Annotated in this window: 14 protein-coding genes; 7 read left to right on the plus strand and 7 right to left on the minus strand. The window is 45.9% G+C overall.

The features are described 5' to 3' along the window. Nucleotides 1-6 precede the first annotated feature (6 nt). Nucleotides 7-651, minus strand: a complete 645-nt coding sequence (locus P400_RS0101210; RefSeq protein ID WP_026824506.1) for a TVP38/TMEM64 family protein — start codon at nt 649-651, stop codon at nt 7-9. A gap of 225 nt (nt 652-876) precedes the next feature. On the opposite strand from P400_RS0101210, the gene trhO reads away from it, so the two are divergent. From trhO to ald, 4 genes are all read left to right on the plus strand, one after another. After that, entirely contained in the window at nt 877-1,818 is a 942-nt protein-coding gene (gene trhO / locus P400_RS0101215; protein ID WP_026824507.1) for an oxygen-dependent tRNA uridine(34) hydroxylase TrhO, read from the plus strand. Nucleotides 1,819-1,935: 117 nt separating this feature from the next. Continuing rightward, nucleotides 1,936-2,361 (plus strand): divergent PAP2 family protein, encoded by a 426-nt coding sequence (locus P400_RS0101220; RefSeq protein WP_026824508.1) that lies wholly within the window; start codon nt 1,936-1,938, stop codon nt 2,359-2,361. A gap of 90 nt (nt 2,362-2,451) precedes the next feature. Continuing rightward, entirely contained in the window at nt 2,452-3,675 is a 1,224-nt protein-coding gene (locus P400_RS0101225; RefSeq protein WP_026824509.1) for a PucR family transcriptional regulator, read from the plus strand. 132 nt (nt 3,676-3,807) lie between these two features. Continuing rightward, nucleotides 3,808-4,938 carry an alanine dehydrogenase gene (ald, locus tag P400_RS0101230; protein ID WP_026824510.1) on the plus strand — a complete coding sequence of 377 codons (1,131 nt, stop codon included), beginning with the start codon at nt 3,808-3,810 and terminating at the stop codon, nt 4,936-4,938. Between the two features lie 88 nt (nt 4,939-5,026). Here ald and murB read toward each other — a convergent pair whose 3' ends face one another. Next, on the minus strand, nt 5,027-5,947 hold the full coding sequence (gene murB / locus P400_RS0101240; protein WP_026824511.1) for a UDP-N-acetylmuramate dehydrogenase: 921 nt from the start codon (nt 5,945-5,947) through the stop codon (nt 5,027-5,029). A gap of 154 nt (nt 5,948-6,101) precedes the next feature. After that, nucleotides 6,102-6,752, minus strand: coding sequence for a diacylglycerol/polyprenol kinase family protein (locus P400_RS0101245; protein WP_026824512.1), 651 nt, complete (start codon nt 6,750-6,752; stop codon nt 6,102-6,104). A 151-nt stretch (nt 6,753-6,903) separates the two neighbouring features. On the opposite strand from P400_RS0101245, the gene P400_RS0101250 reads away from it, so the two are divergent. Next, a complete protein-coding gene (locus P400_RS0101250; RefSeq protein WP_026824513.1) occupies nt 6,904-7,527 on the plus strand; it encodes a DUF1836 domain-containing protein in 624 nt (207 codons plus the stop codon). 61 nt (nt 7,528-7,588) lie between these two features. Here the strand turns inward: P400_RS0101250 and P400_RS0101255 are convergent, their stop codons facing one another. Both P400_RS0101255 and P400_RS0101260 read right to left on the minus strand, forming a co-directional pair. Next, a complete protein-coding gene (locus P400_RS0101255) occupies nt 7,589-8,071 on the minus strand; it encodes an LURP-one-related/scramblase family protein (RefSeq protein WP_026824514.1) in 483 nt (160 codons plus the stop codon). Between the two features lie 217 nt (nt 8,072-8,288). Beyond that, the gene (locus P400_RS0101260; protein ID WP_026824515.1) at nt 8,289-8,783 is read right to left on the minus strand and encodes a restriction endonuclease; all 495 of its coding nucleotides are present in this window, start codon (nt 8,781-8,783) and stop codon (nt 8,289-8,291) included. Between the two features lie 127 nt (nt 8,784-8,910). On the opposite strand from P400_RS0101260, the gene P400_RS15290 reads away from it, so the two are divergent. After that, nucleotides 8,911-11,085 (plus strand): PAS domain-containing sensor histidine kinase, encoded by a 2,175-nt coding sequence (locus P400_RS15290; protein ID WP_051545917.1) that lies wholly within the window; start codon nt 8,911-8,913, stop codon nt 11,083-11,085. Beyond that, on the plus strand, nt 11,082-12,152 hold the full coding sequence (locus P400_RS0101270; RefSeq protein WP_026824516.1) for an SDR family oxidoreductase: 1,071 nt from the start codon (nt 11,082-11,084) through the stop codon (nt 12,150-12,152). The genes P400_RS15290 and P400_RS0101270 overlap by 4 nt, the downstream gene beginning before the upstream one ends. Nucleotides 12,153-12,221: 69 nt before the next feature. On the opposite strand, the gene P400_RS0101275 is transcribed toward P400_RS0101270, so the two are convergent. Together P400_RS0101275 and P400_RS0101280 are read right to left on the minus strand one after the other, a co-directional pair. Beyond that, nucleotides 12,222-12,506: a hypothetical protein gene (locus tag P400_RS0101275; RefSeq protein WP_026824517.1), complete on the minus strand. Its 285-nt coding sequence runs from the start codon at nt 12,504-12,506 to the stop codon at nt 12,222-12,224. A 180-nt stretch (nt 12,507-12,686) separates the two neighbouring features. Further along, entirely contained in the window at nt 12,687-14,066 is a 1,380-nt protein-coding gene (locus P400_RS0101280) for a TrkH family potassium uptake protein (RefSeq protein WP_034770692.1), read from the minus strand. Nucleotides 14,067-14,235: the final 169 nt, after the last annotated feature.

Raw genomic sequence — 14,235 nt, forward strand, 5'->3', positions numbered from 1 at the left:
CCTTTCTCAAAGGGGTGTTTGTCGTTTGGTCACCATCTCTTGTTTCAATTGCTCGTTCCGTTTCTTGAACGCCCGTCGCTTGAGCACTTCCTCAAGTCCTCGACTGATGGCCCATAGTATGACTAAGAGCAGACCGAGCATCGACAAGCGAAACGGGCTTTGAATAAATTCTTCCCACTGGTCTCCGATGACAGAGAAAATGACGACGACGAGCAGTTTACCAAATCCCGCTGCTAATATGAACGTACGGAGCTTCATTTGGATGAGCGCCAGTAAATAGGTAATCAAACTGACCGGGATGAACGGGAGTGAATATAAGAACCCGAGCGAAATCGGGCTCATGTGATTAATTCGTTCTAACCAATATACCGCCGTCTTATGCTTCTCAAGCCATCGTGTCATCGGTTTTCGGAAGATGTACCGGACGGCCGCGAAGACGACAATCGTTCCGAGAAGACTCCCGATCCACGACAAGAGAACACCTAACAAAAAGCCATATGTCGCCGCATTCGCAGAAATGATTAAGACGAGTGGCAGAAAAGGGAAGATTGCTTCTAAAAATGGAGCACCAAGACCAGCCCAAGGACCACCAGGCAAACTCTGAAGCCACTCAATCAATTGGATAATGTACTGTTGGAGAGAAGTGAGCATAGTCGTTCCACCTTCAACTTTCGTTACTACTCTATTACCCGAATTCGATTTAGAAGACGCATCTCCCTGCATTCATCAAAAAAAATTAAAAACCATTTGCGAAAATCCGTCGTGATATTTATCATATAATAATGGACTTGTGGTTGCAGGCAAGTCTATTCGTCGAACGACACAACCCAACGTTCGTTTTCCTGCAAAAAACTGAACACAGGGGAGCAACATAACATGGAAACAAAACCAATGCGGGTCTTGCTGTACTATAAGTACGTCAATATCGAAGACCCAGAAACACTCACGCAAGAACATTTGAAGTATTGTAAAGATCTCGGTATTAAAGGGCGTATCCTGATTTCTTCTGAAGGAATCAACGGAACGTGCTCCGGTACATGGGAACAAACCGAGCAATACATGAATGATTTGAAAGCAAGCCCACTCTTCAGCGATATTGAGTTTAAAATCGATGAAGTCGAAGAGCATGCCTTCAAGAAAATTTTTGTTCGTCACAAGAAAGAACTCGTGACGTGGCGCTTTGATGGTGAGTTTGATGTGCCGAAACAACACGGAGCATACCTAGAACCAGCAGAATGGAAAGAGATGATGAACCGTGATGATGTCGTCATCCTCGATGTTCGTAACAACTACGAGTACGAACTTGGTCGCTTTAAAAATGCAATCAAAATTGATGTAGAGGCTTCACGTTACATGCCGGAATGGCTTGAAGAGAACAAGGACCTCTACGAAGGGAAAACTCTTCTCACATACTGTACCGGCGGCGTCCGTTGCGAGAAATTTACAGCATATATGCGTGACCAAGGTCACGATAACATTTTCCACTTAAAAGGTGGTGTCGCGATGTATGGAAAAGACGAAGCGACAAAAGGAGAGAACTGGGACGGTGAGCTTTATGTCTTCGATGAGCGCATCAACGTCCCTGTCAACTCGGTGAACCCATCTGTCGTCTCACATTGCATGCATTGCGGGACAGAAACGGTTCGTTACGTTAATTGTGCCAACCCGGAGTGCAACGTTCAACATTTCTGTTGTGAAGAGTGTGAACCGAAACAAATGCGTTCATGCTCAAAAGAGTGTCAAGAACACCCACGCAACCGTTATATCATCGACAATATTGCAGAGAAACTTCAGGAAACTGAAGGAGTAGTCGGGTAACAAAAATCGACCAAAAGGTGTCACGGATGACTCATCCGCGGCACCTTTTTTGACGAAATCTTAACGTATAATCTGAGACGCTTTCGGGTATAGTGAAGGTACTATGTCAGACAGGAAGTGAATACTTGCATGTTTAACGAACCTTTACTCGCTGCGATTCTTGCTTGGTTTATCGCCCAAGCGGCCAAACTCGTAACTGAACTCATTAAAACACGAGATTTTGAAATTGAAATCATGTTCGCTTCAGGCGGCATGCCGAGTTCACACTCATCTACTGTCGTTGCTCTCGCTACGGCAATCGGTCGTGCAGAAGGGATTGACTCGAGTATGTTCGCACTCGCCGTCGTCTTTGCGACAATCGTCATGTATGATGCTACCGGAGTTCGCCAGGCGGTCGGGTTCCAAGCTCGTCTCTTGAATGACTACTTTAAGGGGATCAAACATGAAACCCCGCTCTTGAATGAGCTCGTCGGACATACGCCGTTCCAAGTCATCATCGGGGCTTTACTCGGCCTTGTCGTTGGATTGTTTTTTCCCATTTAATCGTTAAAGGTATGTCATTTCTCACACTCTCGATTCTTTTTGTGAAGTTTCACAAAGAAGACGGTATACTCAGAGTGAGGAGGAATCGACATGCCTTTTTTGCAGAAATCATATGAATCACTCGATACACTCGCCGAAGCGATTGGCCAAGCGATTCGAGCACCTATTACGATTGAAAATCGCTATCACCAATTACTCGCCTATAGTACCCATCCCGACTCGACCGACCCGGCCAGAATCGCGACCATTATCGGTCGTCGTGTACCTGAAGCCGTGATCGAAGATTTATGGGAGAGTGGTATTTTAAGAGAAGTCATCGTCCAAGATGAACCCGTTGTCATCCCAGCGCGGCTCTCCATCGGTCTCGGGGAACGCGCGGCAATCGTCATCAAACAACATGATGAAGTACTCGGCTATATTTGGAGTTTAGCTCGCACAAATCCGTTCACCAATCAAGAGTTGGCAATTCTACAAGAAGGAGCGACAATCGCCAAGAAACTACTCATGACAATTGCGATGCACGAACGTCGTATCAGTGCCGAGCTTGAACGTTTTTTATTAGATGTCCTTGCTTCCTCGTCGCTCTCCGATTCTAATCGCGAAAGATTGAATGAACTCGCACCTATCGCGGTCGCGAGTCGTCTAACAATCATCGAATGTACCCAACCGATCACCCCTCAACTCGCTGAGCGTCTTCATTATGTGCTCGCAACTCAAGAGGCAATCGAAGTCGTTTTACATGCCATCGATGGTCAGCAGTTACTCGTCTGGCACTATATGAAGTCTGAGCTGTCCGATGAAGAGACGGAATTATTAGCTTGGGCGGAACGGTTCGAACAGTTACTTCAAGACAAATTTATCGAATCCGAACCACGACTCGGAATCAGTCGACGCTTTTTTGAGAGTGACATGTTATACGACGCAGCCGAAGAAGCAAGACGCGTCACGACATTGCGTCGCAAGTTCCCTCTCGAACTCTCGACTTCCCGTGCTTTCGAACAGATTGGAATTTATCAACTTGTCCCAGAGCTCGCACGGCGCATCGGGCTCCGACTTGAAACCCATCCGACCATCGAGCGGTTGCAACATTACGATTCGTCCCATCAGACCGAACTTGTGACGACACTCGAATGGTATTTTTATTTCGAAGGCAATGTTAAGCGAGTCGCATCCCACCTACACATCCATCCGAATACCGTCCTATACCGGATTCGACGCATCGAAGAGTTGACGAATATCACTCAAGTGTCATTACCGGAACGAGCTATGATTTATTTGGCCATCAAAGCTGGTCAATATCGATTAGAAGACTAGACGTTCGCTTTGTGTTTTTTCACAAAGCGAACGTCTTCGTTTTTAGAATCCATGATAAAGACAGCGCTTTCAATTGGATTTATACTAGGGGTGTGAACAATTTGTGTCAACGGAATGAAAGGGGAATGTTCCATGAAAATCGGGGTATTAAAAGAGATTAAAAACAACGAAAATCGGGTGGCATTAACACCGATGGGTTCATTTATGCTAACAGAGCTTGGTCATGACGTAGTCGTCGAAACGAACGCCGGACTCGGTAGTGGATTCACGAATATGGAGTATATCGATGCAGGTGCAACAATCGTCGAAACAGCGAAAGAAGTATGGGAAGGCGTCGAACTCGCACTTAAAGTAAAAGAGCCGCAGCCGTCGGAATATCAATATTTCCGTTCTGATTTGACGCTCTTCACGTATTTACACCTCGCGGCGGAGCCAGAGTTAACGAAAGCGCTCGTCGATTCAGGTATAACAGCGATTGCGTATGAGACAGTAGAGGTCGATCGGACGTTACCACTTCTCACACCAATGAGTGAAGTGGCAGGTCGGATGGCTGCCCAAATCGGAGCACAAATCCTTGAAAAACCTCACGGTGGGAAAGGAATTTTAATGTCAGGATTACCAGGCGTGCCTCGTGCGAATGTTACCGTCATCGGGGGCGGTGTCGTCGGAACGAACGCGGCCCGCATCGCAATCGGTCTCGGCGCAAGCGTTACGCTGATGGACATTAGCCCTGCTCGTCTTCGTCAAATCGATGACTTGTTTGGAAATACCATCAACACGTTAATCTCAAATAAATATAATATCGCCAAACGAGTGGCTGAGAGTGACCTCGTCATCGGGGCTGTCCTCATTCCAGGAGCGAAAGCACCTAAGCTTGTCACAGAAGAAATGGTACAACGAATGTCACCAGGCTCTGTCATCGTAGACGTCGCGATCGACCAAGGAGGCATTTGTGAGACAATCGACCACATCACCACGCATGATGCACCGACGTATGAACGTTATGGTGTACAGCATTATGCCGTTGCTAACATGCCGGGAGCAGTACCACGCACATCAACAATGGGTCTGACGAACGCGACGATGCCATACATCATTGAATGTGCACAAAAAGGCGTATTCCAAGCACTTCTTGAAAATGGTTCACTTCTCAAAGGCTTAAACGTCATCAAAGGGACTGTCACATATGAAGCGGTCGCTCGTGATCTGGAATATCCGTTCGTTCCTGCTCATGAAGCGGTCGCAAAACAAACACAAGCATAAATCTAAGGCAACGAGATGCCCGTTCTCGTTGCTTTTTTGTTATAAATGAAAGAAGGAATCGGACGAATTCGTCCGATTCCTTCTTTCATTATGCATTCTCAACGGTGATGTCTTCCCCGATAATTTTCACTTCCGGTTCTAACTCCACTTCGAACTTTTCTTTGACGGTCGTTTGGACGTGACGAATGAGCGAGATGTACTCTGTCGCTGTCGCCTCGTCAATATTGACGATAAATCCGGCGTGCTTGAGCGATACTTCTGCTCCTCCGATTCGCTTGCCCTGTAGACCTGATTCCTGAATCAACTTGCCGGCAAAATAGCCAGGTGGGCGTTTAAATACACTGCCGCATGAAGGATACTCCAGCGGTTGCTTCGATTCACGTTTATATGTCAAATCGTCCATCACTTCTTTGATCACTTCGTAGTTCTTCGGTTCGAGTTCGAACGTCGCTTCTAATACGATCAATCCCTCTTTAGATACACGACTCGTCCGGTAATCAAGTTCCAGTTCGTTTTTTGACAAATGAAGTACTTGGCCTTCCGGTGTCAATACCGTCGCAGACGTAATGACGTCTTTCGTCTCTCCTCCGTATGCACCAGCATTCATATAGACCGCACCACCAACCGTTCCAGGAATACCACAAGCAAACTCAAGACCAGACAAGCTCTCTGCAAGTGCTTGACGAGAAACATCGATAATCGCTGCTCCAGCTTGTGCAATCATTTGATCGCCATCACGACGAATCGTGTTTAATTCATTCAAATTTAAAACGATTCCGCGGATTCCCCCATCCCGGACAATCAAGTTTGAACCGAACCCAAGAACCATAAATGGCATCGCTTCCTGATGGGCTAGTTCTAAAACGGCCTGTACTTCTTCGTACGTATGTGGTGCTACGAAGTAATCTGCCTTTCCACCTAGTTTTGTATACGTGTGCGCCGACAATGGCTCGTCTTGAAGGACGCGCTCGGTCGGAATGATACTTTGAAGTTGCTGTAAAAAGCTCATGCGTTCACTCAATCCTTTACGTTCTATTTAATCAGTGTTCGGTCCCATTTCATTCATCCCGAGCACGTCCCTGAATGGTTTCAGTACGAAACACAGTATACAAATGATTACCGGGCGTGACAAGCAACGTTTTTCTTACAAATTAGCAATTAGTTTATAACAATAGTGATGTGGCCATAGCAACTACAATGGGGATTGTAAAGTTATCCCAATCTCGATACGATATCGCTTCTGTCAGCGTTGCAATGATGGAAATAATAAACCCATAAGTTACCACTTGCCACATCACGATATCATTCCACAAAAACAATAAAAATAAGACCGCATATGAACTAAGGAACATCGCGACACTTCCTTGGAAGGAACGCTTTTGGCCGTATAAGTCATAAGTGATTGTGCCGTATTTCCGTCCGATGAGTGCAGCCATCCCGTCTCCCCATGCGAGAACGAGTGAACCGGCTAAAAAAGCAATCGGCTCTGACTCAAAGAAAAAATAGAGGATAACGAGTAACGCGATTGGATAATAAACTGTCCCGAGCGACTTTCTTTCCGTTTGATGTACCGGCGATGGACTTTTGTATAACAAGATCGCGTTCGCAAAGGTAAAAAAGATAAGCGGGACTGCCGCAACGTACCATGACTCTAATAACCAAATCGCTAAAAGAGACCAGTGCCCGACTGCGATATGTACACTTTTTCGAATTGTTTCATCTGTCCATCCAAGACGTTTCCCAACTTGTTCGAGTCCTACGAGAAATACGAGGACGACCACGATCGAAAGAATTGAACTAATCCATTCATTCATTGCTTGACCACCTTTATGTACAGAGTGTATATGATACCGTCATTATACCTTAATCGGTGCCCATCCTAGCTTACTTTTCAAACATTTGGTAGAATGAGGTCAAATGACTGTATAGCCAACGTACGATGTTGGCGATAGAAAGGGTGGCCGTATGCGCGACGCAACTTCAATTCAAACTTTGGCAGATTGCCTTCATTTTATGCAGGTCGGAGAAATCGAGCGAGCCATCGCCCTCTTCCCCGAGGACGTACGTGAGCACTTTCCAAAAGAGCTTCGAAAAATCCACTTGTTTCATATTGAAAAGAACGGCTTATCAATCAACCAAATCGTCGCACTTGCGAACGCATTGACCGGAGAACATCTCTCTGCGACGACAATTCAAAACTGGACGAAGCGTGAAGTCCGGAAAATCATCGGTGTCCCACGAATCGGTAAAAAGTATTCCTTGCATCAAGCGGCAATCATTTATCTCCTTGATGACTTGAAACACCTTTTTTCACTGGAAGAGACGAGTTCCTTGTTGGCGCTCATCTTCAACAACCCTGACCGGGACGAAGACGACTTCATCACCCCGATTGATTTCTATCGTCTGTATGCGGAATATGCGAAGTCCACAAGCCCGATCGATCTTCTCGATACGCGGGCAAAACGTTCACTTGAAAAGACGAAATATACCCATCCGAATATCGTCCACGTTTTGAAGCTCTGTCTATACGCACATCGGGTGACGACACTCGAACTCGAGGCGAAGCACTATTTAAACCGCTTCATTTGATGAAGCGGTTTTGTCGTGGCATCAAAAAAGCACCGGTCCCCTCGACCGGTGCTCGTCATTTTTATGAGACAGATACTGCAAGCGGCATCCGCGATTTAACCGTTAACGTCTTTAAAACAGAAAGAAGTTCGAACATGGATAGTTGGTCTGCTTCTTTCGTTAGGCAGAACGTATCATTTTCTTGTTTCCGTAGCTCGGCGACAAGCTTACCTGCTTTGTCTCGGACACTGAACTTATGACGTTCCACATCGTATTGAATCGTGAAGAGTCCGCGTTCATAGACATTGTACTCACACTTTTTCCCGAATAACGAGAACTTATCTTTCAATTGACCGATCGCCTGCCCGTCATGGTTCATCACGACCCATTTTTGGCAGTTCGGAATATACTTCCCGTGAGCGATCTGTCGTCCAGACAAATTGTGTACTTGGACGCTGCCTTCCGCGTCGCGGTGAACAGATCCGATCGCATCATTTGTCTCATCATAAATGGTCGCCTCACCTTGCGTAAAGACACAACCTTTTACATAAATTAATTTGCGCACCGCTTTTTCCTCCTAGCACGTTCCAACCGTGTTTTTTTTATGTGTACGGTCGGGTATTTCTTAAAACCCCAATCGTTTCTCTGTGTAGTTTTTATCTCGTTTCAACTACTACATATTTCATATGACGAAGATGATTATTGCATCGTTTAACGAAAAAGACAACCCCTTTTTTTCGACATTATTCCGGATTCTGTCGAACTTGTGAACAGGCCTATTCTTATCGCTTATATCCCGCTTCTTTTAAGAGTTCTTCAAGTTCCATTCTTGCAATCAAACGAACTTGATTTGGTGACGCTAATTCATACGCACCGTCCGTATAAGTCGAGTTCGTCACGACCCATCCTTCATGAGCTTGATAGTACGGGACTGCCGCCGCAATTTGTTGAACAGCTTCAAGTCCGACCACCTTTTCATATCGTTTCGCTTGTATCGCGATCGTCCATCCATCAGGCGTCTTCAGTAACAAGTCAGCTCCAAAGTCTCGGGATGCAGGTGTCACGGTGACCGTGTAACCGAGTGCTGTGAACACTTCTTCTAAAAATAGTTCAAACTCTCGACCGTCCATGCGATCGATTCGATCAATCGTTGACAACCGAATCTTCCAAACAAACCACCCGATTCCAAGCAGGAGAAGCAAAATACTGCTCCAAAGTGGTGCCTCGAACCACCATAAACTAATGGCACCGATGATACTAATGAGTAATCCAATCATCCCCATCTTTCCTTTCTGAGTCTTCTCTCTCACTTTACCGTTTCGAGGGCAGGAAATGAAAGGGGGATATGTCGAATGATATAAAAGATATGCTCGTCTGACACCGACGAAGGAGGGATGATCGTTCATGGAGAATCACGCCAATCTCCAAAGTAAGTTACTACATGCACTACCTTATGGGGTTGCTTTAATACAGAAAGATGGAACAATCGTCCAAGCAAACCGCCCATTTCTAGAGCAATTTCCAGAGAATCTGCAGACTCGTGCTAACCTTTTCCATATGGTCAACCAGTCGCCGATTACGATGGAATTGTCTCGTCGCATGGAACAAGGGCTTCCTTGGATGTATGAACTACCGACGATGCGTGTGCACGCTAACCCTTGGGAAGATAATTATATCCTCTCCATCGAACCTCTCCCTCACGATACACGCGTGACGATTCAGCATAACGCCTTTGAGGCGATGATGCACACAGAACTCGATATGGCGATGATTATGACGGATGCGAATCTGTTAATCACTCGATTTAATCAAGGCGCAACAGAACTGTTCGGCTATGCACCCCATGAAGTGCTCTATGAAATGACTCCGTTCGCTCTATTTGAATCGAGAGAGTTGAGCGAGAAGCGCTCCGCGTACCAGGACGAAATGGAACAGCTGCTTTCTTTTGAACAAATGCTGCGCCTTGCTCTCGACAAAGGAGACCGGGAGTGGAAGTTTCAATGTAAGGACCGGACACATTTCATCGGAAAACTATTCATGCATCCGGTGTACGAGCAAGAGCAACTCATCGGCTTTTTTTTCTTTGTGTTCGATGTGAGCCCGGAGATCGAATTAAAACGAGAGCTGCGTTATAAAGAACAACGCTATCGTATGTTTGCCGAATCCGTCATCGAAGCCGTCCTGTTTCATGAGGATGGGATGATTCTCGATGCGAACAAAGCGGCGGAATCCATTTTTAAAATCCCTGCCGAACAGATGGTCGGCCGCCAAACCATCGAGTTCATCGCAGAAGGGTACCGGGCTGACGTACTGAGACGCATTCGGAACCATATTCAAACCCCTTATGAAGTGATTGGACGGCGAGAAGATGGGACATTCTTAGAAATGGAAGTATATCCGAAAGAAGTGACGTATCAAGGTCAAACGTTACGGGTAGCCGTCATGCGTGACATCAGTGACCGTAAAAAAGTAGAGCGTATGCTCGAACGTGAAAAAAATGCAATCGCCCGTCAACGGGATGTCATTCAATCCATTTTGCAAGCGTCGAATGAAGCATTCGTCTTAACCGAATCGAACGGGAGTGTCTTGTTCATGAACGTCCATGCGCGACGACTCATGGATTTACCTGGAATCGCTCCGAATAAAATTCAGGAACGTATCCCGCTCCTCTCTACGTTCCGTCCACGTGATCGAAGCGAAATGTTACGCAAGATGGACCAACTTCTCGACGGAACGGCTCAAGAGGTGTCGATGCGCTTCTCCATCCCACAGCCGAGCGACCGGGATGAAGAATATTACGAGATGTACGGGACAATTATGGATACGAAGCGACAATTCGGTATGGATAGTGGCTTCTTATTCGTGTTCCGGAACCGGACTGAAGAAGAACGAATGGATCAGATTAAAAATGAATTAGTGAGTACGGTCTCACATGAACTCAGAACACCACTCTCCTCGTTGTCAGGGTACATCGAATTGATGCTCGCACGTGATTTGACACCTGAAAAACGAGAACGGTTCTTGAAGACGATGGCGAAGGAGGCCAAACGGCTGACTGCTTTACTAAACGATTTTTTGGACATTCAACGCATGGAGGATGGGCATCAGGAATATAAACAAGATCATTTTTCTTTGAATAAACTCGTCTTAGAAGTGATTGAACGCTTCCGTGAAACGAATGACCACGCTATCCATTTCGACAATGCCGATAATGACATGCTGTTGATTGCTGACCGAAACCGGATTGAACAGGTACTTGTCAACTTGATTTCAAATGCCATCAAGTATTCGCCGAACGAACAAGAAATCGAAGTACGAATCCGACAAGACCACAACCAGGCTCATGTATCCATTCGGGACTTCGGAATCGGTATTCCTGAGCACGCTTTCGAGAAATTATTTACAAAGTTCTACCGGGTCGACAATTCGGATACGCGTAAAATCGGCGGGACCGGTCTCGGTCTTTCCATTTGTAAAGAAATTATCGAATCACACGGCGGAAGCATTGAAGTAGAATCGAGTATCGGAAAAGGATCAACTTTTACATTCACATTAGACTTAGCGGAGGAAACGTCATGAACAATTATGCCTTTACCGGATTCCCTGGATTTTTAGCAGGAAAATTAATTGAACACCTCGCTTCGTTACCTCACCAAATCGGAACGATCTATGCGTTACATCTTCCGAACCAACAGCGTGAAGCGGAAGAACTACGGGATACGTTGCTGTCCACGACATCCCTCGAGCCTCGTCAGCTCGTCTTAGTGGAGGCTGATATCACGTTGCCTGAAGTGATTCTTGATCCGATTATGCGGTCCGTCATCGAGCGAGACGTGCATTACGTCTTTCACCTTGCTGCTGCCTACGACCTAAGCATTCCTTATGATACCGGTTATCGTGTCAATATCCTCGGAACGAAACATGTAACAGCGTTCGCCAAGCGCTCGAAACAATTAAAGCGTTACGTATACTTCAGTACAGCCTATATCGCTGGATATCGTCGGGGAACGGTCTATGAAAACGAGTTATGGCATCGGGCACAGTTTAAAAATCATTATGAAGCGACTAAATACGAAGCAGAAGCGCTCGTCTCACGTGAGATGGGAATCATGCCGATCACCATCATTCGGCCTGGTATCGTGATTGGCCATAGTCGAACAGGAGAAACGAAAAAGTTTGACGGTGTCTATTTCGTACTGAAGTTGATGGCTCAACTCCAGCAGATGCGACCATTGCCTTATATCGGTCGAGCAAACGTCGAGGTGAATCTCGTTCCTTATGATTACGTAGTGGAAGCGACCGCCTTCTTGGCACACTCTCCAGACGGGATGAAACGAACGTTCCATCTGACAGACCCCTTCCCACACGGGGCGCGAGAAGTGTATCGTATGTTGCATGAGACGATGTTTCAACGTTCTCCTCGCGGGACCGTTCCTCACGCCGTTGCCGACGCGGCATTTACTGCATGGAATGGTGCTAAACGGCTCGAAGTTCCTCACGAACTATTGGAGTACTTTAAACATCCCGCTCACTTTGACACGACACAAACGATCCGTGCGCTCGACGGGACGGGAATCGTCTGTCCAGATTTACAAGATTATCTACCGGAGATCGTCCGTTATTTCATGACACACAAAAAGCCCTGATTCGTCAGGGCTTCAACTATGACTGGAACCAAAAGAACAAGTGTACACTGTGAACGAGCGTACACTTGTTTAGTTCCCATCCGCGTGGTTACGAGACACTGCTTGATCATGTAGCAGACGTTCGAGGACGAGGATATAGGCCAACGAAACGAGGAGCCCCACGATGCCAGGGAGAACCGCAACGATGGCATCTTCCAAATACGCTGTGGGAATCAGGTAGATCAATAGCGACTTCACACCGTACATCAACATCAATGAGGAGAGCAACACAAGCGTCACCGCTCGTTTCGAAACACCCCCGAAAAATGATCGTCCTGTCTCCTCTCCTTTTGTCATACCGAGCCAAGATAACAAGCCATAACCCTCCTTTGTCAATCTAAATCGATTTTGCATTCACGAGCCCATTATATACCAATGATTTAATCAGATGAAGGCTGTCAAAAAACGTTGTCACCTCCTGACTATTCTAAATCTAAAAAAAGTTGCAACCCCATTCACAAGGATTGCAACCTACTCTTATATACGGACCATCGTTCACCCAATCAAAATCTTCTCTTTTGGATAGCGAATTTTCCGGTCGACTTGTCGCGCGACGGTAAAGAGAATCGTCAGCGATCCGACACGTCCGAGAAGCATCATGAACATAATCAGACCTTTTCCAGCATCGTTCAATTCCGCGGTGATTCCTAGCGATAATCCCACCGTCCCGAATGCCGAGACTGTCTCAAATAAAATGGCACTCGCTGGAATGTGACCGTTCGTCAAAATAACAAGTGTCGTGATTATAAGAATAAAAAAGAAACTCGAAATTGCGACGACGTATGCTTTTTTTATTTGAAACGCATCAATCGTCCGTTCCATAATAACCGTTTCTTTTTTTCCTGCGATGAACGCCCACATATCCGCGAAGATGACTGCAAGTGTCGTCACTTTAATCCCAGACCCAGTCGACGCTGCACCAGCCCCGATATACATGAGAATCAAAATTAAGCCGATTGATACAGGCGCCATCGTGGCGATATCGATTGTATTGAAACCGGCTGTTCGCGTCGTCACGGCTTGAAAGAATGTCACATGTAGCGCCTCACCGAACGATCGTCCATACAAAGCACCTTCGTTCGATACCCATTCAAACATCATTAGCATGAACCAAGCGATCCCATTGATGACAAGCAGAGATAGAATCATGATTTTCGAATGAAGTGCGAGGCGTTTCCACCCTCTTACTTCTGTCGCGTCGGCAATGGTCGTAAAGCCGAGACCACCAACCATGATCATGAGTGCAATCGTTACAACAATCGCCGTGTTCTGTTCAAACGACATCAGGCTATCCGGAAATAATGCGAACCCTGCATTGTTAAAGGCAGAAACAGCATGGAAAAAACCATAGTGTAGCGCTGAGATGAAAGAATAATTTTCTGTACTATAAAGTTCAAACGTTAAAAATAACATCCCGATGAATTGCACAATTACAGTCGTAAAAATAATGTTTCTTACAAGTCGTACCGTTCCACCCGGTCCTGCTAAGTTTAATGATTCCTGTAAAATTATTCGTTGTTTCAATCCGATTTTCTTACCCAATACGCTCAAGAGCATTAATGCGATTGTCATAAAGCCGAGACCACCGATTTGAATAAGAGCAACAATGACTAATTCCCCGAATGTATTGAAAGATGTTCCAATATCAACCGTAGATAACCCCGTCACAGTTCCCGCAGAAGTCGCGATGAATAGGCAATCAATCCAAGAAACAGGCTCATCTTGGGCAAATGGCATATATAAAAGAGTTGCCCCAATAAAAATCGCAAGTAAGAAGCCGCCCGCAATGAAACGAGCAGGTTTTTCAAATACGATTCGATAGAGTGACTCGACTCGCTTTAAGCGCAACTCACGCGCTGACAATCTATGCCGCATCACGACATCTCCTTCTCTTCTATTATTCTAAGCCCCATGTTACTCCTCGCCTCAATAAATGCCAACAAGAAAATGTATCTCTAACGCTCCTCACGATTTTTTGGTATTATGAGAGATAGACTTTAAGATTGTTGAGGAGGTTGAATGAAACCGTGGACCCTAGTACGGT

The organism is Exiguobacterium marinum DSM 16307 (genome assembly GCF_000620845.1).
GTDB classification, from domain to species: domain Bacteria; phylum Bacillota; class Bacilli; order Exiguobacteriales; family Exiguobacteriaceae; genus Exiguobacterium; species Exiguobacterium marinum.

Coding starts and splice junctions, on each gene's coding strand:
- ald (WP_026824510.1), top strand. CDS start 3,808: ATGAAAATCGGGGTATTAAAAGAGATTAAAAACAACGAAAATCGGGTG.
- P400_RS0101270 (WP_026824516.1), top strand. CDS start 11,082: ATGAACAATTATGCCTTTACCGGATTCCCTGGATTTTTAGCAGGAAAA.
- P400_RS0101245 (WP_026824512.1), bottom strand. CDS start 6,752: ATGAATGAATGGATTAGTTCAATTCTTTCGATCGTGGTCGTCCTCGTA.
- P400_RS0101250 (WP_026824513.1), top strand. CDS start 6,904: ATGCGCGACGCAACTTCAATTCAAACTTTGGCAGATTGCCTTCATTTT.
- P400_RS0101210 (WP_026824506.1), bottom strand. CDS start 651: ATGCTCACTTCTCTCCAACAGTACATTATCCAATTGATTGAGTGGCTT.
- trhO (WP_026824507.1), top strand. CDS start 877: ATGGAAACAAAACCAATGCGGGTCTTGCTGTACTATAAGTACGTCAAT.
- murB (WP_026824511.1), bottom strand. CDS start 5,947: ATGAGCTTTTTACAGCAACTTCAAAGTATCATTCCGACCGAGCGCGTC.
- P400_RS0101260 (WP_026824515.1), bottom strand. CDS start 8,783: ATGATTGGATTACTCATTAGTATCATCGGTGCCATTAGTTTATGGTGG.
- P400_RS0101280 (WP_034770692.1), bottom strand. CDS start 14,066: ATGCGGCATAGATTGTCAGCGCGTGAGTTGCGCTTAAAGCGAGTCGAG.
- P400_RS0101225 (WP_026824509.1), top strand. CDS start 2,452: ATGCCTTTTTTGCAGAAATCATATGAATCACTCGATACACTCGCCGAA.
- P400_RS15290 (WP_051545917.1), top strand. CDS start 8,911: ATGGAGAATCACGCCAATCTCCAAAGTAAGTTACTACATGCACTACCT.